Source organism: Streptomyces sp. NPDC017448, assembly GCF_044330565.1.
Classification (GTDB): Bacteria; Actinomycetota; Actinomycetes; order Streptomycetales; family Streptomycetaceae; genus Streptomyces.
Genome location: NZ_JBIRLM010000014.1, coordinates 136,518 through 157,598, shown reverse-complemented (window position 1 = coordinate 157,598; position 21,081 = coordinate 136,518). Strand labels below are relative to the sequence as shown.

At 74.6% G+C, this 21,081-nt stretch carries 16 protein-coding genes; 11 read left to right on the top strand and 5 right to left on the bottom strand.

The window, feature by feature from the left end; all coding sequences use genetic code 11:
• Positions 1 to 82 precede the first annotated feature (82 nt).
• Together ACH4K1_RS22730 and ACH4K1_RS22725 are read left to right on the top strand one after the other, a co-directional pair.
• Positions 83 to 1,453, top strand: coding sequence for a geranylgeranyl reductase family protein (locus tag ACH4K1_RS22730; protein ID WP_398091100.1), 1,371 nt, complete (start codon positions 83 to 85; stop codon positions 1,451 to 1,453).
• Positions 1,454 to 1,669: 216 nt separating this feature from the next.
• A complete protein-coding gene (locus tag ACH4K1_RS22725; RefSeq protein ID WP_398091134.1) occupies positions 1,670 to 2,857 on the top strand; it encodes a winged helix DNA-binding domain-containing protein in 1,188 nt (395 codons plus the stop codon).
• Positions 2,858 to 2,944: 87 nt separating this feature from the next.
• Here the strand turns inward: ACH4K1_RS22725 and ACH4K1_RS22720 are convergent, their stop codons facing one another.
• From ACH4K1_RS22720 to ACH4K1_RS22710, 3 genes are all read right to left on the bottom strand, one after another.
• Positions 2,945 to 3,694: a gamma-glutamyl-gamma-aminobutyrate hydrolase family protein gene (locus ACH4K1_RS22720; protein ID WP_398091099.1), complete on the bottom strand. Its 750-nt coding sequence runs from the start codon at positions 3,692 to 3,694 to the stop codon at positions 2,945 to 2,947.
• A gap of 55 nt (positions 3,695 to 3,749) precedes the next feature.
• Complete coding sequence (eat, locus tag ACH4K1_RS22715; RefSeq protein ID WP_398091098.1) at positions 3,750 to 5,219, bottom strand: ethanolamine permease; 1,470 nt, start codon at positions 5,217 to 5,219, stop codon at positions 3,750 to 3,752.
• Positions 5,220 to 5,422: 203 nt separating this feature from the next.
• Positions 5,423 to 6,121: a FadR/GntR family transcriptional regulator gene (locus ACH4K1_RS22710; RefSeq protein WP_398091133.1), complete on the bottom strand. Its 699-nt coding sequence runs from the start codon at positions 6,119 to 6,121 to the stop codon at positions 5,423 to 5,425.
• A 208-nt stretch (positions 6,122 to 6,329) separates the two neighbouring features.
• On the opposite strand from ACH4K1_RS22710, the gene ACH4K1_RS22705 reads away from it, so the two are divergent.
• From ACH4K1_RS22705 to ACH4K1_RS22695, 3 genes are read left to right on the top strand one after another with little or no spacing between them, the layout of a single operon-like run.
• Positions 6,330 to 7,694, top strand: coding sequence for a glutamine synthetase family protein (locus ACH4K1_RS22705; RefSeq protein WP_398091097.1), 1,365 nt, complete (start codon positions 6,330 to 6,332; stop codon positions 7,692 to 7,694).
• Between the two features lie 32 nt (positions 7,695 to 7,726).
• Positions 7,727 to 9,109, top strand: coding sequence for an aldehyde dehydrogenase family protein (locus tag ACH4K1_RS22700; RefSeq protein WP_398091096.1), 1,383 nt, complete (start codon positions 7,727 to 7,729; stop codon positions 9,107 to 9,109).
• Positions 9,110 to 9,114: 5 nt separating this feature from the next.
• Positions 9,115 to 9,900, top strand: coding sequence for a 3-oxoacyl-ACP reductase (locus ACH4K1_RS22695; RefSeq protein ID WP_398091095.1), 786 nt, complete (start codon positions 9,115 to 9,117; stop codon positions 9,898 to 9,900).
• Positions 9,901 to 9,959: 59 nt separating this feature from the next.
• Here ACH4K1_RS22695 and ACH4K1_RS22690 read toward each other — a convergent pair whose 3' ends face one another.
• Both ACH4K1_RS22690 and ACH4K1_RS22685 read right to left on the bottom strand, forming a co-directional pair.
• Positions 9,960 to 11,165, bottom strand: a complete 1,206-nt coding sequence (locus tag ACH4K1_RS22690) for a helix-turn-helix domain-containing protein (protein WP_398091094.1) — start codon at positions 11,163 to 11,165, stop codon at positions 9,960 to 9,962.
• Complete coding sequence (locus ACH4K1_RS22685) at positions 11,162 to 11,314, bottom strand: hypothetical protein (protein ID WP_398091093.1); 153 nt, start codon at positions 11,312 to 11,314, stop codon at positions 11,162 to 11,164. The genes ACH4K1_RS22690 and ACH4K1_RS22685 overlap by 4 nt, the downstream gene beginning before the upstream one ends.
• Before the next feature lie 183 nt (positions 11,315 to 11,497).
• Here ACH4K1_RS22685 and ACH4K1_RS22680 point away from each other — a divergent pair, with 183 nt between their 5' ends.
• From ACH4K1_RS22680 to ACH4K1_RS22655, 6 genes are all read left to right on the top strand, one after another.
• The gene (locus ACH4K1_RS22680) at positions 11,498 to 12,481 is read left to right on the top strand and encodes a DUF3068 domain-containing protein (RefSeq protein ID WP_398091092.1); all 984 of its coding nucleotides are present in this window, start codon (positions 11,498 to 11,500) and stop codon (positions 12,479 to 12,481) included.
• Positions 12,482 to 12,709: 228 nt separating this feature from the next.
• On the top strand, positions 12,710 to 13,900 hold the full coding sequence (locus ACH4K1_RS22675; RefSeq protein WP_398091091.1) for a glycosyltransferase family 4 protein: 1,191 nt from the start codon (positions 12,710 to 12,712) through the stop codon (positions 13,898 to 13,900).
• The gene (locus tag ACH4K1_RS22670; protein WP_398091090.1) at positions 13,897 to 14,616 is read left to right on the top strand and encodes a class I SAM-dependent methyltransferase; all 720 of its coding nucleotides are present in this window, start codon (positions 13,897 to 13,899) and stop codon (positions 14,614 to 14,616) included. The genes ACH4K1_RS22675 and ACH4K1_RS22670 overlap by 4 nt, the downstream gene beginning before the upstream one ends.
• Positions 14,613 to 19,028, top strand: a complete 4,416-nt coding sequence (locus ACH4K1_RS22665) for an alpha-(1->3)-arabinofuranosyltransferase family protein (RefSeq protein ID WP_398091089.1) — start codon at positions 14,613 to 14,615, stop codon at positions 19,026 to 19,028. Before ACH4K1_RS22670 ends, ACH4K1_RS22665 begins: the two co-directional genes overlap by 4 nt.
• Complete coding sequence (locus tag ACH4K1_RS22660; RefSeq protein WP_398091088.1) at positions 19,028 to 20,356, top strand: condensation protein; 1,329 nt, start codon at positions 19,028 to 19,030, stop codon at positions 20,354 to 20,356. The genes ACH4K1_RS22665 and ACH4K1_RS22660 overlap by 1 nt, the downstream gene beginning before the upstream one ends.
• On the top strand, positions 20,353 to 21,078 hold the full coding sequence (locus tag ACH4K1_RS22655; protein ID WP_398091087.1) for a class I SAM-dependent methyltransferase: 726 nt from the start codon (positions 20,353 to 20,355) through the stop codon (positions 21,076 to 21,078). Before ACH4K1_RS22660 ends, ACH4K1_RS22655 begins: the two co-directional genes overlap by 4 nt.
• Positions 21,079 to 21,081 lie beyond the last annotated feature (3 nt).

Genomic DNA, 21,081 nt, shown 5'->3' with positions numbered 1-21,081 from the left:
CCCCGGCCCGTACTGGTCGATGATGGCGGCCGGGGCCCCTCCGCCCCGGCAGGAGCACCAGCCGTCGGACGAAAGGCCTGTCATGCGGGAACTGCCCACGGACCCGACGACGGACGCGGACGCACGGGAGGTTCCCCGTACGGGTGAGGACGCCCAGGTGATCGTGGTGGGGGCCGGGCCGGCCGGCTCCTCGGCCGCGTACCACCTGGCACGCGCCGGAGTGGACGTGGTCCTCCTGGAGAAGGCCCGCTTCCCCCGGGAGAAGGTGTGCGGCGACGGTCTCACTCCGCGCGCGGTGCACCAGCTGATCCGGATGGGCGTCGACGTCTCCGCGCCGGGGTGGACGCGTTCGCGGGGGATGCGCTGGGTGGCCGGGAAGCACCGGGTGCACATCGAGTGGCCCGCGCTGGGCCGCTACCCGGACTTCGGGCTCTCCCGCAGCCGGCACGACTTCGACGACATCCTGGCGCGCCACGCCGTGGCGGCCGGGGCCCGGCTGTACAGCGGCTGGAAGGCGGAACGGCCGCTGACCGACCGGGCGGGCCGGGTCACCGGGGTCGCCGCGTCCTCCGACTCGCCGGACGCCCCCGGGACGGTCGACTTCCGCGCCCCGATCGTCGTCGCGGCGGACGGGGCCTCCGCCCGTCTCGCCCTGGCGCTGGGCCTGGAGCGGGATCCCGGGCGGCAGATCGCGACGGCCGCCCGGCGCTACTACCGCAGCCCCGAACGCTCCCGGGAGGAGTACCTGGAGCTGTGGGCCGACCTCCGCTTCCCCGACGGCGGCCCGTACCTCCCCGGGTACGGCTGGATCTTCCCGATGGGCGACGGCCGGGTCAACGTCGGGCTCGGGGCGCTGCCCCACCGGCGGCACGGCACGGCGGATCTGCGCGCGACCCTGGACCAGTGGCTGGCCCGGACCCCGCAGGAGTGGGGGCTGCGCGAGGAGAACGCGGAGGGGCCGGTGCGCAGCGCGGCCCTGCCGCTCGGCTTCAACCGCCATCCGCTGTACGCCCGGGGGCTTCTGCTGGTCGGCGACTCCGGCGGGATGGTGAGCCCCTGGAACGGCGAGGGCATCGCCCAGGCGATGGAGGCGGGCGAGGTCGCCGCCGAGAGCGCGGCGCTCGCTCTCGCCCACCCCCGGGGGCCGCGCCGCGAACAGGTGCTGCGCGGCTACCCGGTGGAGATGAACCGCCGTTGGGGTCGCTACTACCGGCTGGGCAACGCCGCCGCCGACCTGGTCTTCAGCCGGGCGGGCTTCCAGCCGGTGCTCAACCGGTACGTCATGGGCTCGCCGTTCCTCCTCGACCTGCTGGCCCGGCTGCTCACCGACCTCACGGACAAGCCCTCGCGCGACGTGGCCGACCATGTGCTCAACACGGTGTTCCGGCTCGTCCCGGCCCCGGGGCCGGGACGGCGTCCGGGTCGGCGCGGAGCCCGGGGCGGCCGGCGCTGACAGCCGCGGGGCGGGGGCCGCGCGGGCCCTCACCGCGCGGCCCTGCCGATTCACCGGCCCACCCCTCTCCGAACCCCGGGTACGGCCCCGGGCACCGCCTGCGGGCATGCCCGCAGGCGGTGCCCGGGAGACCGGGCGGACGGCGTACGGTTCCGTCAGCCACCACGCGAAGTGGCAGTCGGCGAAGGGACGGAACCGGTGGACGACGGCAGAAGCATGACCGCGCGCGGGCTCAACCGCTCGACGCTCGCCCGGCAGTTGCTGCTGCGGCGCGAACCGCTGGACGCCGCCGAGGGGGTGCGGCGCGTGGTGGCGCTCCAGGCGCAGCAGCCGGCCTCCCCCTACCTCGCCCTCTGGAACCGGCTCGTGGAGTTCGATCCGGCGGGGCTGGACGCCGCGTTCACGGACCACTCCGTCGTCAAGGCGACGCTGATGCGGCTGACGCTCCACGCCGTGCACGCCGACGACCACCCGGCCTTCCGGGAAGCCATGCATCCGGTGGTGCGCGCCTCCCGGCTGGGTTCCCGCTTCACCGCCTCGGGGCTGACGGCCGCCGACGCCGACGCGCTGGTCCCCGGGCTGCTGGAGTTCGCGGACCGGCCCCGGACCGCCGCAGCGTGCGAAGCGTGGCTGGGCGAACGCCTGGGCGCGCCGCCGGAGCCGGGCGCTTGGTGGGGGCTGAGGCAGTACACGCCGCTGCTCCACGCGCCCACCGCGCCACCGTGGTCGTTCGGTCACCGGCCCTCCTACATCGCGCCCCCGGCCGGTCCGCCGAGCACAGAACCGGCGGCGTCGGCCGCGTCCCTGCGGAAGCTGGTCGTGCGCTACCTCGAAGGGTTCGGGCCGGCGTCGGTCGCGGACGTGGCGCAGTTCGCCATGGTCCGGCGGACCGACGCACGGGCCGCGCTCGCGGACCTCGCCGGGCGCCTGGAGCGGCTCACGGGCCCGGCGGGCGAGGAGCTGTTCGACCTGCCGGGCTCCCCGCGCCCGGATGCGGCGACGCCCGCGCCGCCCCGGCTGATGGCGATGTGGGACAGCGTCCTGCTCGCGTACGCGGACCGCGGCCGGGTCCTGCCGCCCGCGTACCGCAGGACCGTCATCCGCGCCAACGGGGACGTGCTGCCGACGCTGCTGGTCGACGGGTACGTGGCCGGAGTGTGGCGGCCGGTCCCCGGGGGCGTGGAGGCGACGGCGTTCCATCCGCTGCCCGAGGAGGTCTGGGAAGCGCTGGCCGCCGAGGCCCGGTCCCTCACGGCGTTCCTCTCCGATCGTGAACCGGAGGTCTACCGGCGCTACGGCCACTGGTGGAGCCGCCTCCCCGCTGCCACCGTCCGGCTGTTGCCCGGCGGTCGGGACAGGCGGCACGGCGGGGATCTCGTGAACAAAAGGTCCACGGGCCGGTAGGTCGAGGGGGCCCGGCCGGACGGGACGGCCCGTCCCGGCAGCGGTCCGTACCACCGGCCCGCCGACGCGGGGCATACGGTTCCCGGTTCAGCTCACCGGCATGCGGGGGGCCGGACTCCTCCGGTCCCGGGTTCGAGGGCTCCGGCGGGACCGCTTCCCGGCCGCCCGCACCAGGGCGGCCATGACCCGGGTGTCCTCGCCCATCTCGGGGTGCCACTGCACGCCGAGCACCAGGCTCCCGTGCGCGGGGAGTTCCACGGCCTCCACCGTGCCGTCCGGGGCGTGGGCGGAGGCCACCAGGCCGCCGCCGAGGCGGTCGACGGCCTGGTGGTGGTAGGCGGGCACCACGGCGGTCTCCGGTACGGCGTCCGCGTAGGCGGTGCCGGGGACCGGGGTCACCGGGTGGCTGCCGAAGACGCCGAGGCCGCCGGTGTGGTCGTCCAGGTGCTGCACGAGGGTGCCGCCGAGGGCGACGTTCAGCAGCTGCATGCCCCGGCAGATGCCGAGCAGGGGGACCTCCTGCTCGACCGCCGCTCTGATCAACCCCAGTTCCCAGGCGTCGCGTTCACGGGCCGGGGGTCCGGTACGGGGGTCGGCGGCCGCCCCGTACCGCGCCGGTTCCACGTCCGCTCCCCCGGCGATCACCAGCCCGTCCAGGGCGGCGACGGTCTCCCGGGCCGCGTCCTCGGCGTCGTCCGGCGGCAGCAGCACCGCGAGTCCGCCCGCCGCGCGGACGAGGCGGGGGTAGCCGGCGGGCAGCAGGACCGCCGGCATCTCCCACACCCCCCAGCGGGCCTGGTCCTGGTAGGTGCTGATGCCGATGACGGGCCGGGGCATGGAACGGGCTCCTCGGTGGATCGTGGGCCGGGCGCGGCCCGGGCGGGCAGGGGGGTCAGTCGCGGGCGAGTTCGGCCTCGGCCGCCGCGAGGGCGGCGAACTCCTCCTCCGGGGCCCCCGCGACCAGTCGGTGGCGGCTGTAGAAGGCGAAGTAGGCCAGCGCCACCGCGTACACGCCGAGCGCGATGAACGCCGCGTCGCGGTCCACCAGGAAGGTCGCCACCAGCGCCGAGCATGCCAGGACGAAGGCCACGGACGAGGTCAGCGCGCCGCCGGGGGTGCGGTAGGGGCGCGGCAGCTCCGGTTCGCGGCGGCGCAGCACCAGGTGGGAGAGGGCCATGAGGGCGTAGCTGATGGTGGCGCCGAAGACGGCGACGTTCAGCATCCGGCCGCCGTCGCCGCTCCAGGCGGCGAGGGTGAAGCCGATGGCCCCGGGGATCAGCAGACCGAGGTAGGGGGAGTTGCGGCGGTTGGTCAGCGACAGGAAGCGGGGCAGGTAGCCGGCCCGGGAGAGGGCGAACAGCTGGCGGGATCCGGCGAAGATCAGGGAGAAGAAGGAGGCCACCAGGCCGGCCAGGCCCGCGTAGTTGACGAAGCGGCTCAGGGCGGTGGGTTCGCCGTCGCCCTGGAGGGCCACCACCAGCGGGTTCCCGGCCTCCTTGATGGCGTCGGCCCCCTGGGCGCCGGTGGCGGAGACGAAGGTGATGAGGGCGAGGAAGACCAGCACGGCGAGCGAGACGGCCAGCGCCCTCGGCATCGAGCGGACCGGGTCCTTGGCCTCCTCGGCGGCGAGCGGCACGCCTTCCACGCCGAGGAAGAACCACATGCCGAAGGGGAAGGCGGCCCAGATCCCGAGGAGTCCGAACGGCAGCCAGGAGGAGGAGCCGAAGGCCGTGGCGTCGGCGGGGATGTCGTTGAGGTTGCCCGCGTCGAACTCGGTGAACGCGCCCGCGGCGAAGATGAGCAGGGCGGCCACCGCGATGGCGGTCACCACCAGGCTGAAGCGGAGCGCCTCGCCGACGCCCCAGAGGTGGATGCCGATGAAGACCGCGAAGCAGGCGAGGTAGACCGGCCAGCCGGAGGTGAGTCCGAACAGGCCGAGCGATTCGACGTAGTCGCCGATGAAGAGGGAGATGGCGGCCGGGGCGAGGATGTACTCGATGAGGATCGCCGTCCCCGTCAGGAAGCCGCCCCAGGTGCCGAGCGCCCGCCGGGCGAAGCCGTACCCGCCGCCCGCCGTGGGCAGGATGGCGGAGAGTTCGGCCAGCGCGAAGACCAGGCAGGCGTACATGACGCCCATCAGGACCATGGCGGCGGCGAGTCCGCCGAAGCCGCCCTTGGACAGGCCGATGTTCCAGCCGGAGAAGTCGCCGGAGACGACGTAGGCGACGCCGAGCCCGGTCAGCAGGAACCAGCCGGCGCTGCCCCGGCGCAGGGTCCTGCGGTGCAGGTACGCGTCGGTGGCGGACGCCTCCGGGCCCGCGTCCCCGGGTGGGCCGGCGGGTGTTTCGGTTCCTCGGGCCATGAGGCGCTCCAGACGTGTGTCAACGGCATCGGCGGAACTGCTCGATCAAAGGTTCGTCGGCACACCTTTGTGGAACGGCTGCGGGAATGGCAAGAGGCGTGCGGCAAAGAGTGGTGACGGATGCGCCCCGGGGCCGCCGCGGCGGGCTCAAGCCTCCGGGCTCCGGTCTCCGGCCTCAGGGCTCAGGGCTCAGGGCTCAGGGCTCAGGCGAGGAAACCGCGCAGCAGGGCCGCCGTGCCGCCGCAGTGCTCCCGCATCATCTCGCGTGCCGCGTCCGCGTCCCGGTCGAGCACCGCTTCGACGACGGCCGCGTGCTGCCGCTGCGAGTGCTCCAGGTTGCGCACCAGCAGCGGGATGCAGTCGAGGAGGTCGTTGAGGGCGGCCCGGACGGCGGCGTACCGGGCGGCGAGCGTACGCGAGCCGGAGAGTTCGGCGAGCGTGAGGTGGAGCAGGGTGTCCTGGCGGCGGTAGTCCTCCAGCCGGGCGCCCCGCGTGGCGTCGAGCGCGGCCCGCAACCGGGCCTCCTCCCCCCTCCCCAGGCCCTCGGCGCACAGGCCGGCGGCCCCCGTCTCCAGCACCTCGCGGAAGCGCAGCGTGTCCTCCACGTCGACGGCGGCGATGCGGCGGCGCAGCTCGACGGCGCCGCCGGGGGAGGCGGGGCGCGGCAGGACGAACGTGCCTCCGTAGCGGCCCCGGCGGCTCTCGACCATGCCCTCGTCCTGGAGGGCCTTGAGGGCCTCGCGCAGGGTCATCCTGCTGACGCGCAGCCGCTGGGCCAGCTCGCGTTCGGAGGGCAGCCGTTCGCCGGGCCGGACCAGGCCGAGGCGCAGGAGCTGGAGGATCTGCTCCAGCGCCTCCTCGAAGCCGTTGCCCGCGCGGACGGGGCGCAGGACGGACTCCAGCGGGCGGGCCGCCGCGCCGCCCGCGGCCCCCGCTCCGGCGGGGCGCGCACCTCCGTCCCCGGCGCCGTCCGCCGCCCGCGTCTCCGCCGCCGCTACCGCCGGACGGGTGTCGTCCGCTCTCCCTCTGGTGACCACTGGCGGATCCCCTTCCCAAGCAATGGTTCTCTGTCATACCTTATGCCTCCCGGTTCCCCCTAGGAGGCATCCCGTGGCAGACCGCACACCCCCGCTCGCCCTCGACGAGCTGCGCTCACGTGTCGCGGACGGGTCGATCGACACCGTGGTGCTGGCCTTCCCCGACATGCAGGGCCGGTTGCAGGGCAAGCGGTTCGCGGCCGGGTTCTTCCTCGACGAGGTGCTGGAGCACGGGACCGAGGGGTGCAACTACCTGCTGGCCGTGGACACCGAGATGCGGACGGTCGACGGTTACGCGATGTCCTCGTGGGAGAACGGCTACGGCGACTTCGGCATGGTCCCCGACGCCGCGACCCTGCGTCCCGTCCCCTGGCACGAGGGCACCGCGCTGCTGGTCGCGGATCTCGCCTGGCACGACGGCAGCCCGGTGGCGGCGGCCCCGCGGCAGATCCTGCGCCGCCAGCTCGACCGGCTGGCGGAGCGCGGCTGGACGGCGCAGGTCGGCACGGAGCTGGAGTTCATCGTCTTCCGCGACAGTTACGAGGAGGCGTGGGACCGCGACTACCGCGGGCTGACCCCGGCCAACCAGTACAACATCGACTACTCCATCCTCGGGACCGGCCGGATCGAGCCGCTGCTGCGCCGCATCCGCAACGAGATGCAGCGGGCCGGGCTGACCGTCGAGTCCGCCAAGGGCGAGTGCAACCCCGGCCAGCACGAGATCGTCTTCCGCTACGACGAGGCGCTGACCACCTGCGACCAGCACGCCGTCTACAAGACGGGCGCCAAGGAGATCGCGGCCCAGGAGGGCGTCTCCCTGACCTTCATGGCCAAGTACGACGAGCGCGAGGGGAACTCCTGCCACATCCACCTCTCGCTCACCGACGGGGACGGCGAGAACCTGATGGCGGGCGAGGGGCCCGACGGCATGTCCGAGCTGATGCGGCACTTCCTGGCCGGCCAGCTCGCCGCCCTGCGCGACTTCTCCCTCCTCTACGCGCCCAACATCAACTCCTACAAGCGCTTCCAGCCCGGCTCCTTCGCCCCGACCGCCGTCGCCTGGGGCGTCGACAACCGCACCTGCGCCCTGCGGGTCGTGGGCCACGGCCCCTCCCTGCGCCTGGAGAACCGGCTGCCCGGGGGCGACGTCAACCCGTATCTGGCCGTCGCCGGCCTGGTGGCAGCCGGACTGCACGGGGTCGACCAGCGGCTGGAGCTGCCCGACGCCTGTACGGGCAACGCGTACACCGCCGGCTACGACCGGGTGCCGACGACGCTGCGCGAAGCCGCCGAGCTGTGGGAGGCCAGCCCCATCGCCAAGGAGGCGTTCGGCGAGGAGGCCGTCGCGCACTACCTGAACATGGCGCGGGTCGAACTGGCCGCCTACGACTCCGCGGTCACCGACTGGGAGCTGCGCCGCTCCTTCGAACGCCTCTGACCACCACCCGCTTCCCTGATCGGGGTCCGTACGTGTCACAACCCACCCTGGACGTCCTGAACCCGGCGACCGCCGAGGTCATCGCCGCCGTCCCGGCCGCCACCGCCGCCGACGCGGACGCCGCCGTCGCCCGTGCGGCGGCGGCCCAGCGCTCCTGGGCCGCCGCCGCACCCGCCGACCGGGCCCGCCTGCTGCGCCGCTTCGCCGTCGCCGTCGACGAGCACCTCGAGGAACTGGCCCGGCTGGAGGTGCTGGAGGCCGGCCACACCATCGGCAACGCCCGCTGGGAGGCGGGCAACGTCCGCGATCTCCTCGACTACGGCGCGGGCGGGGCCGAACGGCTGCTGGGCCGGCAGATCCCGGTGGCGGGCGGCATCGACTTCACGATCCTGGAGCCGCTCGGGGTGGTCGGGGTCATCGCCCCGTGGAACTTCCCGATGCCGATCGCCGCCTGGGGGTTCGCCCCGGCGCTCGCGGCGGGCAACGCCGTCCTCCTCAAGCCCGCCGAGACGACCCCGCTGACCGCGCTCCGGCTGGCCGAACTCGCCCTGGCCGCCGGCCTTCCCGAGGGGCTGTTCCAAGTGCTGCCCGGCGAGGGCCCGGTGGCCGGAAACGCTCTGGTCGGCCACCCGGGCGTCGCGAAGATCGTGTTCACCGGCTCCACCCGGACCGGCAAGCGCATCATGGCCCGCTGCGCCGAGCAGGTGAAGCGGCTCACCCTGGAGCTGGGCGGCAAGAGCCCCAACATCGTCTTCGCCGACGCCGATGTGGAGGCCGCGGCCGCCGCCGCCCCGATGTCCTTCCTGGACAACGCCGGCCAGGACTGCTGCGCCCGCACCCGGATCCTGGTCGAGCGGTCCGTGTACGACCGGTTCCTCGACCTGCTCGCCCCGGCCCTGGCCGCCGTGGTGGTGGGCGACCCGGCCGACGAGAAGACGCAGATGGGGCCGTTGATCTCGGCGGTCCAGCGGGAGAGGGTCCGCGGCCTCGTCGACCGCGGCCGGGGGGACGGGGAGGTACGGGCGATGGTCGGCACGGCCCCCGAGGGCCCCGGGTTCTGGTACCCGCCCACCGTGCTCGCCGGGGTCTCGCCCACCGCCCCGGTGGCCGTGGAGGAGGTCTTCGGGCCGGTCGCCGTGGTCCTGCCGTTCGAGGACGAGGCGGACGCGCTGCGCCTCGCCGACGCCACCGACTACGGGCTCTCCGGGTCGGTCTGGACCCGCGACGTGGGCCGCGCGCTGCGCGTGAGCCAGGGGCTGCGGGCCGGCAACCTGTCCGTCAACTCCCACTCCAGCGTGCGCTATGCGACCCCCTTCGGCGGCTACAAGCAGTCGGGCCTGGGCCGCGAGCTCGGCCCGGACGCCCTGGCCGCCTTCACCGAAACCAAGAACGTCTTCATCAGCACGGAGGCCTGACCACCATGACCGACACTTCTTCCGTCTGCCGCCGCCTGGTCGGCCGCACCGCCGTCGTCACCGGGGCCGGCAGCGGGATCGGCCTGGCCACCGTGCGGCGGCTGGCCGCCGAGGGGGCCCACGTCGTCTGCGCCGATGTGGACGAGGAGCGCGGCAAGGCCGCCGCCGAGGAGGCCGCCGGGCTCTTCGTCCGTACCGACGTCACCGACGCGCAGCAGGTGGACACCCTCTTCAAGGCCGCGTTCGACGCCTACGGCTCGGTCGACGTGGCGTTCAACAACGCGGGGATCTCTCCGCCCGACGACGACTCCATCCTGGAGACCGGCCTGGAGGCGTGGAAGCGGGTGCAGGAGGTCAACCTCACCTCCGTCTACCTCTGCTGCAAGGCGGCCATCCCCTACATGCGAGCCCAGGGCAGGGGTTCGATCATCAACACGGCCTCCTTCGTGGCCCGGATGGGCGCGGCCACCTCGCAGATCTCGTACACCGCCTCCAAGGGCGGGGTGCTGGCGATGTCGCGCGAGCTGGGTGTGCAGTTCGCGCGCGACGGGATCCGGGTCAACGCCCTGTGCCCCGGCCCGGTCAACACCCCGCTCCTCCAGGAGCTGTTCGCCAAGGACCCGGAGCGGGCCGCCCGGCGGTTGGTCCACATCCCGGTCGGCCGGTTCGCCGAGCCGGCCGAGATCGCCGCCGCCGTCGCGTTCCTGGCGAGCGACGACTCCTCGTTCGTGAACGCCACGGACTTCCTGGTCGACGGCGGGATCGCCGGGGCGTACGTCACCCCGGTGTGACGCCGGCCGGCCCGTACGGTGAACGGCGACGGGCGCCGTACGCCGTACGGGCCGGGGATTCAGTCCTCGGCCGGAGCGAGATCGCCCCGCAGCCGCCGGGCACGGAGCACCAGGAGCATCTCGAAGCGCTGGTCCGGTTGGTCGATGGCGTCGCCCCACAGCTCGCGGATCTGCCGCAGCCGGTAGCGGGCCGTCTGCGGATGGACCCCCAGCCGGGCGGCCACCTCGGGGGCCCCGCCGGGGGTTTCGATCCAGGCGAGCAGGGTCTCCGCCAGCCGTCGCGCCTGGGTGGCGCTGAGGCCGTCCAGCGGGGCGAGACAGCGCCGGGCGGCGGCGTCGATCAGCTCCTCGGCGGGCAGCAGGAGGAGTTCTTCGGTCCGCTCGGTGCAGTGCAGCACCTCGCCCTGCGGCAGCAGCCCCTTCTTGATGAGCTGGACGGCGGTCTCCGCCCAGCGCAGCGAGGTCGCCGCCGCCGCCAGGGGGACCGAGGGGCCGATCGCCCCGGACCAGCCGGCCGTCGCGCGCCGCAGGATCTCCGCCCGCCCCGCCGTCTCCGGGTCCGGGACGACCACACGCGGCTGCTCGCTCTCCATCTCCAGCAGGATGCCCTGCCCCACCGCCGGGGCCACCGCCTCGCGGGCCGGGCGCATCAGCACGCCCACCGCGATCGTCTCCGGCAGCTCCCAGCCGATGCGGGCGGCCCGCTCGGCCAGGGCCACGGAGACGTCACCGCGGTGTTCCATCAGCAGAAGGTCGATCAACTGGCGCTGGAGGCGGAGCCGTTCACTGGCGCGCCGGGCCGCCGCCTCGGCGTAGCCCCGTACCGACTGCTCCACGAGCCCGTCCAGATACTCGAATCCCGATTCGGCCAGCTCGTACATGGCGGGCGCCGGGATGTCGGCCTCCTGGCCGATCTCGGCGAGCCTGCGCCAGGTGAGCCGGACCCCGAGGCGGTAGATGGCCTGGAGCGCGTCGAGGCTGCGGCCCTCCAGCCCCTCGCCCCGGCCGAACTCCTGGAACAGCTCCGGCGGTACCCGGGGGCGGTCGCCGCCGGTGAGGTTGTGGACGAAACCCTCGATGGCACGGCGGATGCCGACGAGGGCCAGCGGCTCCCCGGAGTCGTCCTCCACCAGGTGCAGATAGGGGTACTCCTGTCGGATCTGGAAGAGGATCGTCTGCGCGAGCTCCGGCGCCTCGGAACGGGCTATCTCCTCGAAGCGGTCGAGCTTGGAGCGGGGAACGTCCTGCCAGGCCGGGCGGGTCATGGGGCTGCCGGGGAGGTGTCGTAGCTGATCAGAGGCGTGTTGGGCTGGTCGGGAGTGGCGTCGAGCAGTGCCACGGCACCGACCGCCGCACCCACAGCGAGCAGGGCGGCCACCAGGGTGGTGACAGCGGCGGCGACGATTCTGCGCATGGTCGGGTCAGCTCCTTGCTGAAGATGGTCCCCACCCCTTCAGCGCGGCTCTCCGGCTGGAACACAGTGTCGACAGCACATTGACTTTCCGTCAAGGCTTTGCTTACTGTTCACGCCAATCAAGGGCTGACCGGCCCGGGGCCCGTGCACCTCCGCGAAGAGATTCGACCCAGGAGTGCCCGGATGCGCCACAACGCTTCACCCTTCTCGCTCGTCCTGCTGGGGGCGGGAGTCTTTCTGCTCGTACTGGCGCCGTTGCTCGTCTGGTACGTCCAGCCGCACGCCAAGCGCACCCCCACCGACATCGACACCACCACCGTCTTCACGGGGACGGGCAGTTACTTCGACACGTCCGAGGTGGAGACGGTCGAGGACAGAACGATCACGATCACCCGGCAGGTGCGCGGCGACGTGGCCGACAGCGAGAAGAGCGGCAACGCCGTGTGGGACGTCTCCACCTCGGTCGACCACGACGGAACCCTGCCGGCCTCGGACCCCCGCGACGCCCTCCAGTGGACCCTGGAGCGCTGGGTGACCGACCGCTCGACCAACGAACCGGTCCACTGCTGCGAGGAGTCCCCGCGGTTCGACGGGGAGGCGTACCTCAAGTTCCCCTTCGACGTCGAGAAGCGCTCCTACCGCTGGTGGGACGGCACCCTCGGCGGTGTCGTGCGCCTCGCGTACGCCGGTGAGCGGGAGGTGCAGGGCTACTCCGGCTACCTCTTCAAGGGCGAGGTGGAGCCCGCGAGGACCGGGGTGCGCCAGGTGCCCGGAGTCCTGGTGGGCCGGAAGAAGACGCCCCAGGTGCTGGCCGAGGAGTGGTACTCCAACAGCGGCATCGAACTCGTCGTGGACCGGCGTACCGGCCGCATCATCAACGCGGCGATCGGCCCGAAGAAGACGCTGCGCGCCCCGGGCTCCAAGAAGGACGCCGTCGTGCTGCTGGAGAGCAGGCGGGTGGAGTTCACCGAGGAGACCCAGCGCAAGCAGGTCGAGCTGGCGTCGGCGGACAGCGACCGGCTCGCGATGCTCGGCACGACCGCGCCGGCCGGGGCCGCGGGGGTGGGCGGGGTGCTCGCCCTGGCGGGCGTCGCCCTCCTCGTCCGGGGCCGCCGGACGGAACCGGAAGCGCCGAATACTCACATGATGACGATTCCGCGCACCTGAGTTACCGGCAAGTTGTTGCTCCGGTGAGTAGCCGGGGGCGTACCCGTCCCCAAAACTGTCTATCCCCACCAGAGCACGGCCCCCCGGTCTCGTCCCTGTCCGCCGCCCGCCTTCCCTTTCCCGTCCGTCTTCCCCGCTTCCGTCCCACCCCGTCCCCTCCGGCCCCGCACGGCCCCCGCCTCTCGCGGGCCGCCGCCTCCCCGTCCCCTGAGCCGAGTTGGAGCACGCATGCCCCGGCACGTACCTCCCCCCTTGCTCGCCGCCGCCCGCCCGGGTCAGGACCCGGCGCCCGCCCCGGTCCCCGCGGCCCCCGGACGCATCGTCTTCCTCGCCCACCGCGACCTGGGCAACCCGGCCGCCGGCGGCTCCGAGCTGCTGGTCGACCAACTCGCCCTCGGCCTCACCGAGCGGGGCCACGACGTCACGCTGCTCTGCGGCGGACAGGCCGCCCGCCGCCCCTACCGGGTCGTCTCGGCGGGTTCCACGCTGGGCCACTACATCGGCGCGCGCTCCGCGTTCGCCCGGCACATCGGCTCGTGCGACCTGCTCGTCGAGGTCTGCAACGGCATGCCGTACCTGGCCCCGCTGTGGCACCGCGGGCCCACCGTGTGCCTGGTCAACCATGTGCACACCGACCTGTGGGACATGCGGTTCCCGACGCCGGTGGCCCGTGCCGGACGCAGGCTGGAGCACTGGGCGCTGTCCCGCGCCTACCGCGACCACCTGATGATCGCGGTCTCCCCGTCCACGGCGGGCGCCCTGCGCGACCTGGGCGTACCGGACGGCCGGATCCGCGTGGTGCACAACGGGGTCCAGGAGCCGGGCCCGCAGGGCGCACGCTCCACCACCCCGCTGTTCGTGGCGCTGGGCCGGCTCGTCGACTACAAGCGCATCGATCTGCTGCTCCAGCTCTGGGAGCGGGTCCGGCCGGTCGCCGGCGGCCGGCTCGTGATCGTCGGCGACGGTCCCGAGCGCGCCCGGCTGGAGCAACTGGCCGGTCCGGGCGTTGAGTTCGCCGGCCATGTGACCGAGGCGGAGAAGCACCGGCTGCTCTGCGCCTCGTGGCTGCTGCTGCACCCGGCCGCCGTCGAGGGCTGGGGACTCGTCGTCACGGAGGCCGCGGCCCGCTCCACCCCGACCCTGGGCTTCGACGTGCCGGGGCTGCGCGACTCCGTCGAGGACGGCGTCACCGGCGTCCTCGCCCGCGGCGCTTCCTCGTTCGCCGCCGCCTGGTGCGCCCTGGCGCTGGACGACGGGCGGCGCGAGGCCATGGGGAAGGCGGCCCGCGAACGCGCCGCCGACTACCGGTGGAGCTCCAGCGTGCGCCGGTTCGCGGCGGTGGCCGCCGAGGCGGTGGCCGGCCCGTCGGCCGGCGCCGCGGACCGCCCGAAAGCCCCGGCGATGGGCGTGAGCGCGTGAAGGACCCTTCGTTCCGGCGGTCGGCCGCCCTGTTCCGCGCCTTCCTGCGCGAACAGGGCGACCCCGCCACCGCGTACACCCTGCTCGCCCGCGACGCGGCCGACCAGCTCGAACGGCACGGCCCGCTCCGGGGCAAGGTCGTGGTGGACATCGGCGGCGGCGACGGCTACTTCACCCGCGAGTTCCGGCGGCGCGGCGCGCACGGCTACCTCTTCGAACCGGACCCGGCGGAGATCGGCCCCGGGCAGCGCGCGGACACCGTCGTCGCCGACGGCTATCTGCTGCCGCTCGCCGACGGCGCGGCCGACGTCTGCTTCTCCTCCAACGTGCTGGAGCACGTCGCCGACCCGCACACCTTCCTCAGCGAGATGGCGCGGGTGACCCGTCCCGGCGGCCTCATCTACCTCTCGTACACCAACTGGCTCTCCCCCTGGGGCGGCCACGAGTGGGCGCCCTGGCACTACCTCGGTGCCGAGCGGGCCCGGAGCCGCTACGAGCGGCGCACCGGGAGGCCCGCCAAACACCGGCTCGGCGAGAACCTGTTCAAGATCGGCGTCGGCGGGACGCTGCGCCACGTCCGGGGCCGCTCCGACGTGGCGGTCGTGTCCGCCCGGTCGCGCTACTGGCCCGTCCTTCCCCAGCTCGTGCCGCGGATCCCCGTCCTGCGGGAGTTCGCCACCTGGAACCTCCTCCTCATCCTCCGGCGGTGTTCATGACCAGCGCTGTCCTCCCACCCCGGTCCACGGCGCCGGACGGCGCGGGCCCCGTGCCGCCCGGCTCCGCCGACGGCCCGCCCCCGCCCCGCTCCCGGTGGTGGCTGCTGGGCTTCTGGGCCACCGTGTTCGCGGCGTTCCTCGCGGTGTCGCCGGGCCGGATGACGTTCGACACCAAGCTCGGCGTCGTCGTGGACCCGTGGCGGTTCCTCGGCGACCTGGGCGAACTGTGGCACAGCCGCGCCGGGTTCGGCGGGATCGCCGACCAGTACGTGGGCTACGCCGTCCCGATGCTGCCGTACTACGGGGCCGCCGACCTGCTGCACGTACCGGTGTGGCTCGCGGAGCGGCTGTGGCTGTCGTTGATCGTGGCGACCGCGTTCTGGGGTGCGCTCCGGCTGGCCGAGCGGCTGGCCGTGGGCTCCCCGGCGACCCGGCTGCTGGGCGCGGTGGCGTACGCGCTGTGGCCGACGTACACGATCGTCGTGGGTTCGACCTCGGCCGCGGCCCTGCCGGGCGCGTTGCTGCCGTGGGTGCTGCTGCCGCTGACCGACCCGCGCCTGACGCCGAGGATCGCCGCCGCCCGGTCCGCCCTGCTGATCCCGCTGATGGGCGGGGTCAACGCCGCCTCCACCCTGGCCTCGCTGCTGCCGGTGGGGCTGTACCTGCTGTCCCGGCCGGGCGGGCCGCGCAGGCGCGCGCTGCTGGGCTGGTGGATTCCGGGTGTGGTCCTCGCTACCGCCTGGTGGATCGTTCCGCTGCTGCTGCTCGGGACGTTCGGCGAGAACTTCATGCCGTACGTGGAGTCCTCGTACACCACCACGTCGACCATGTCGGCGACGGAGATGCTGCGCGGCGGCGGCAACTGGGTCGGCTATCTGAACTTCGGCGAGGCCTGGCTGCCCGCCGGCTGGACCGTCGCCACCGCGACCGTCACCATTCTGGGCTCGGCGCTCGCGGCCGCCCTCGGCCTGGCGGGGCTGGCCCGGCGTGATCTGCCCGAGCGCCGCTGGCTGGTGCTGACGGTGCTGAGCGTCGCCCTCATCACCCTCGCCGGGTACGGCGGTGCGCTGGGCGGGCCGTTCCACGGGACCGTGCAGGAGTGGCTGGACGGCCCGCTGGTGCCGTTCCGCAACATCTACAAGTTCCAGACGGGGGCGGCGCTCGCCCTGGCCCTGGGCCTCGCGCACCTGACGGCGGTGGCCTCCACCGCCGCCGCGGCGCGCGGCGGGCGGAACGCGGCCCGGTTGCGGCGGCTGGCCCCGGTGGCCGCCGCCGTGATGGTGCTGCCGGGCCTGGCCTGGCCGTACGTCAACGGCTCGATCCTGCAGCCGGGTTCGTTCCAGAAGCTGCCCGCGTACTGGGAGACCACCGGCGAGTGGCTGGAGAAGAACGCGCCCGAGGACCGGGCCCTGGTGGTCCCCGCGACCGCGCACGGCATCTACACCTGGGGCTCCCCCATCGACCAGCCGCTCGACGTGCTGGCGAACTCGCCCTGGGGGCAGCGGGACTACGTGCCGTTCGGCACGCCGGGCAACCGGCGGGTGATGGACGCGGTCGAGCAGGCTCTGACGACCGGGAGCGAGGTGCCCGGACTGAGCGCGTTCCTGAACCGGGCCGGGCTGCACCACGTGGTGGTCCGCAACGACCTGGACCCCGACCAGGTGGGGTACGTGCCGACGACCACGGTGAAGCGCACGCTGGAGGCGTCCGGTTACCGGCGCGTCACCGGCTTCGGGCCCGTGATGACGGGCGGCCGGATCGCGGCGGACACCCCCGTCCAGGTCGAGGGGCTCTACCCCCGGCAGCGGGCCGTGGAGATCTACGAACCCCCCGCCGGGACGGAGCGTCCGGGGCGGGCCGGCACGGCGCCGGTCGCCTCGACGGCCGTGGTGAGCGGCGGGCCGGAGTCCCTGCTCCCGCTGTCGGCGAGCGGGGCGCTGGACGGAAGGCCGGCCGTGCTGGCAGGTGACGCGCATCCGGGCCTGGGGCGGCCGTCGCTGTACGCGGCGGGCGACGGGCTGCGGCGCGCCGACACCCGGTTCGGGCTGGTCAACTCCAACACCTCGTACACGTACACCGCCGACGAGCGCAACGCGGTGGAGGCCGCGCAGGATCCGGACCGCGCCCCCCGGCAGATCCTGCCGTCGGCCGGTACGGAGCACCAGACGACGGCCGTGCTGCGCGGCGCGAAGAAGGTCGGCGCCTCCTCGGTGGGGAACTGGCTGTTCCATCTGCCGCAGTACGACCCGGTCAACGCCTTCGACGGCAACCCGGAGACCGGCTGGGCCGAGGGGTCGCCGGGATCGCCCGAGGACGAGTGGGTGCGGATCGACTTCACCGGCCCCACGGACATCCCCGGCTCGCTCCAGGTGACGCCGCTCCCGAGCGCCGACATGCGCGCCGTGCCGACCGTCGTGCGGGTCGAGACCGACCGGGGCTCCAAGGACAGCCCGCTGCGGGCGGACGGCTCGGCGCAGACGGTGGCAGCGCCGGTCGGGCGGGCGGCCTGGCTGAAGGTGACGATCCTGGAGTCCCAGCAGGGGCGCCCCGGGCTGACCGGCGCCGGTTTCACCGACATCGCCGTCCCCGGGGTGCAGGTGACCCGGATGCTGGAGCTGCCCACCGACGCACCGCGGGAGGGCGCCGACTCCACGGTCTACTCGCTGCGGCGGGGCAGCGACCCGGGCGGTCTGTCGTCGGTGGCGGCCGAAGTGGGGCTGCACCGGCAGTTCACCCCGCGGGAGGCGGGCGCGTACCAGGTGTCCGCGAGCGCGGTGCCGGTGCCCGGCGACGCCCTGGACAAGCTGCTGTTCGAGCTGACGGGCGAGCGGGAGCGGATCGAGGTGAGCGCCGACTCCACGGCGCGGCTGGGCACCGACCTCAGCCCCCGCAATCTGACGGACGGCGACCTGACCACGGCGTGGATCGCGGGCGAGCACCCCGTACTGCACCTGTCGTGGCCGGAGAAGAAGGAGATCGGGGAGATCGTCTTCGCCGCGGCCGGCGGCCTGTCCACCCGCCCCGAGCAGGTGCAGATCAGCTCCCCGGACGGGACGGCGGTGGCCGCCGTGGACGAGAACGGCATGGCCCGCTTCTCACCGATCAGAACCGACCGGCTGGACATCACCGTCTCGCGGCAGGCTCCGCTGACCGTCCACAACCCGGTGGCCGACGACCGGTTGCAGCTGCCGGTCGGTCTCAGCGAGGTCTACATCCCGGCCCTGGAGGAGTACCGCGCCCCGCAGCCGAAGCCGGACAAGACCTTCGCCCTGGCCTGCGGCAAGGGCCCGGTGCTGTCGGTCGGCGGTACGTTCCTGGAGACCCGGGCCGCCGGCCGGGTGCGGGATCTGACACAGCGCCGCCCCATCGAGGTGACGCCGTGCACGAAGGGCGGCTCGGTGGAGCTGGCCGCCTCGTCCACCACCGTCGAGGCCGGGGACGCGGGACCGCTCGTCATCACCGACGTCACGCTGGGCAACGGCACGCCCGACGCCGGGGCGGGCACGCCCCGGACGGTGGAGGTCGAGCAGGGCGACGGCGACCGGCGCACGATCGCCGTCGGCGCGGGCGAGGCGTCCTACCTCCAGCTCCACGAGAACCACAACAAGGGCTGGCGGGCCACGCTGGACGGCGAGGAGCTGACGCCGCTGCGGATCGACGGCTGGCAGCAGGCGTTCCTGGTCCCGGAGGGCGAGGGCGGCACGGTCACACTGGAGTACGGACCGTCCCGGATCTACCGGGCGGGCCTGATCGGCGCCGGAGTGCTGCTCCTGGTGCTGGTGGGCCTCGCCTTCGGACGGCGGCGCAAGACGGAACCGTACGCGGACGAGGAGCGGCCCCCGCCGCCGGGCCCCGGCCTGGTCCTCGGCACGGTGGCGCTCACCCTGGTGGGGGCCGTGATCGCCGGGCCCCTCGCCCTGGCGGTGCCGGTTCTCGCCGTGCTCGCCCACTTCCGGCCCCGTCTGCTCGCGCCGGTGGCGTTCGCGGCGATGGCCGCCGCGGGCGCGGTCGCGGCGGTGGGCACCGGGGAGGCCACGGCGGCGGACGAGGGCGCGTTCAGTGCGACGGCCCAACTCCTGGCGCTGATCGGGCTGTTCGCGGCCCTGGTCACGGCCGGGCGCGGACCGCTCGGCAAGCGGGCCGCCGGGGGCCGAGGCGCGGCCCCGCCCGCAGCGGCGGACGACGGGGCCCCCACGGTTCCGGCGCGGGCGGTCGCCTCCGGCCGGACCGTCTCCACCGACGCGAAGCGTCCGCAGGGCGACCCGCCGCCCGCGCCCGGCAGCGGGCACGGATACGGGTCGGCGGCGGGCGACGGGCACGCGTCGAGGCCGGGCGGCGGCCACGGCGACGGGAACCCGGCAGGGCGGTCCGGCGGCGAGCAACCGCCGTCCCGGCCCGGAGGGGGCGCCTGATGGCGACCGCACAGCACCCCCGGGCCCGGGGCGGCGCGCCCGGCCCCGGGGGGCCGGCCCGGGTGCCGTTCCCGGTGGTCGACGAGGTGTCCCGGCACTGCGCCCAGGACGCCGAGCCGAACACGGTGCACATCGAGATCCATCTGCCGGGCCCGGTGGACGAGGGGCGGCTGCGCACCGCGTTGGCCGAAGCGCTCGCCCGGCACCCCCGGGCGCTGATGCGGGAGCGGCCCCGGGGGCCGTTCGCCCGGCGCTACGAGTGGGAGCTGACCGGGAGCCCCGACGTGGACCCGGTCTCCTTCCCGCCGCCCGCACCCGGGGCGCTGGACCGGGCGCGGAGGCGGGCGCTGGAGGCTGCCCCGCCGCTGACGGCGTCGCCGCCGCTGCGGCTGGAGGTGGTCCGGGAGCCGGGGAGGGGCGGCTGTGTGCTGGTGTTCGCCGTCCACCACACCGCTCTCGACGGCCCGGCGTGCATGCGGCTGGCGGCGACGGCCGCCGAGGTCTACGGCGCGCACCGCGCACCGGCGGCCCCCACTCCGGCGCGCCCCGCCTCCGGGCCGTCCGCCGGGGCCTCCCCGGCGGCTCCGCCGGCGCGTCCCGCCCGGATCGCGGCGGGTTCGCCGGGCCCCGGCGCGGCGCCCGGCAACTCGCTGCTGGTGGTCGAACTCCCGGTGCCCCGGCGGGAGTCCGGGGCACCGTACACGGTGAACGACCAGCTGATGGTGGCGACCGCGCTCACCGTGGCCGACTGGAACCGGGCGCAGGACGCACCGGGCGCCGACCGCCGGCCGCTGCGGATCACCATGCCGGTCGACGACCGGCCCCGGGGGCCCGAGATGCCGATCGGGAACGGCACCCGGCTGGTGGAGGTCGGCTTCGGCGCGTCCGAACTGCGGCCCGGCACGGATGTCGCCGCCCTGCTGCGGACGACCGCCGAGCGCACGCGGGCGCTCAAGGCGGTGCGGCGGCCTCCGCTGGGCCGTTCCGCCTCCCTGCTGACCGCGCCGGTGCTGCCGGTGGCCGCCCGCGCGGCGGCCACCCGGGGGCTGCGGGTGCTGGCGGGTCCGTGGACCTCGACGACGCTGCTGAGCAACATCGGCCGGCTGCCGTACCCGCTGGACTTCGGGGAGGCGGGCCGGGCCACGGCCGTGTGGTTCTCCGCGCCCGCCCGGATGCCCCGGGGGCTGACCTTCACCACCGCGTCCACGGGCGGCCGGCTGCATCTGGCGCTGCGCTGGTCGCGGACCCTGCTGGGGGACGCGGACGGCGAGCGGCTGCGCGAGCTGTTCACCCGGCACCTGGCCTCGACGTCCTCGGAGACCGCATGACCGACACCACCGCTCCCCCGCCCGGGCTGCGGGACTTCTACGAGAACCCCGCCGTCCCCGTCGCCTCGGGGGACGGCCGCACCCTGCGGCAGGCCCGGCTGCTGGCGAAGGCGCTGGATACGCCGGGGCGGGTGATCCTGGACATCGGGTGCGGCGACGGTACGGCGGCGGCCACGGCGGCCCCGGTCCTCGCCGGGCACCGGCTGATCGGCGTCGACTGGTCGCAGGACGCGCTGCGCCGGGCCCTCCCCCGGATGGGCGCGGTGGTGCGCGGGGAGCTGGAGCACGGCGGGCTGCCCCTGGCCGACGGGTGCGCGGACGCGGTGCTGTTCAGCGAGGTCCTGGAGCACCTGGTCGACCCGGACCAGGCGTTGGACGAGCTGCGGCGGGTCCTGCGGCCCGGCGGCCATCTGATGCTGTCCACCCCGAACCTGGCGGCCTGGTACAACCGGGGGCTGCTGCTCGCCGGGGTGCAGCCGGTGTTCTCGGAGGTCAGTCTGCGCGGGATCCACGGCCGCCCCGGTTCGGAGGTGGTCGGCCACCTGCGGCTGTACACCGCCCGCGCGTTGCGCTCGTTCCTGACGGCCTCCGGCTTCACCGACGTGACGATCAAGGGCGCCCCCTTCCACGGGGTGCCGCGTCCGCTGCGGCTGCTGGACCGGGCGGCGTGCGCGGTGCCGGGCGCGGCCTCCATCCTGCTGGCCCACGCGCGGCGGAGGTAGCCG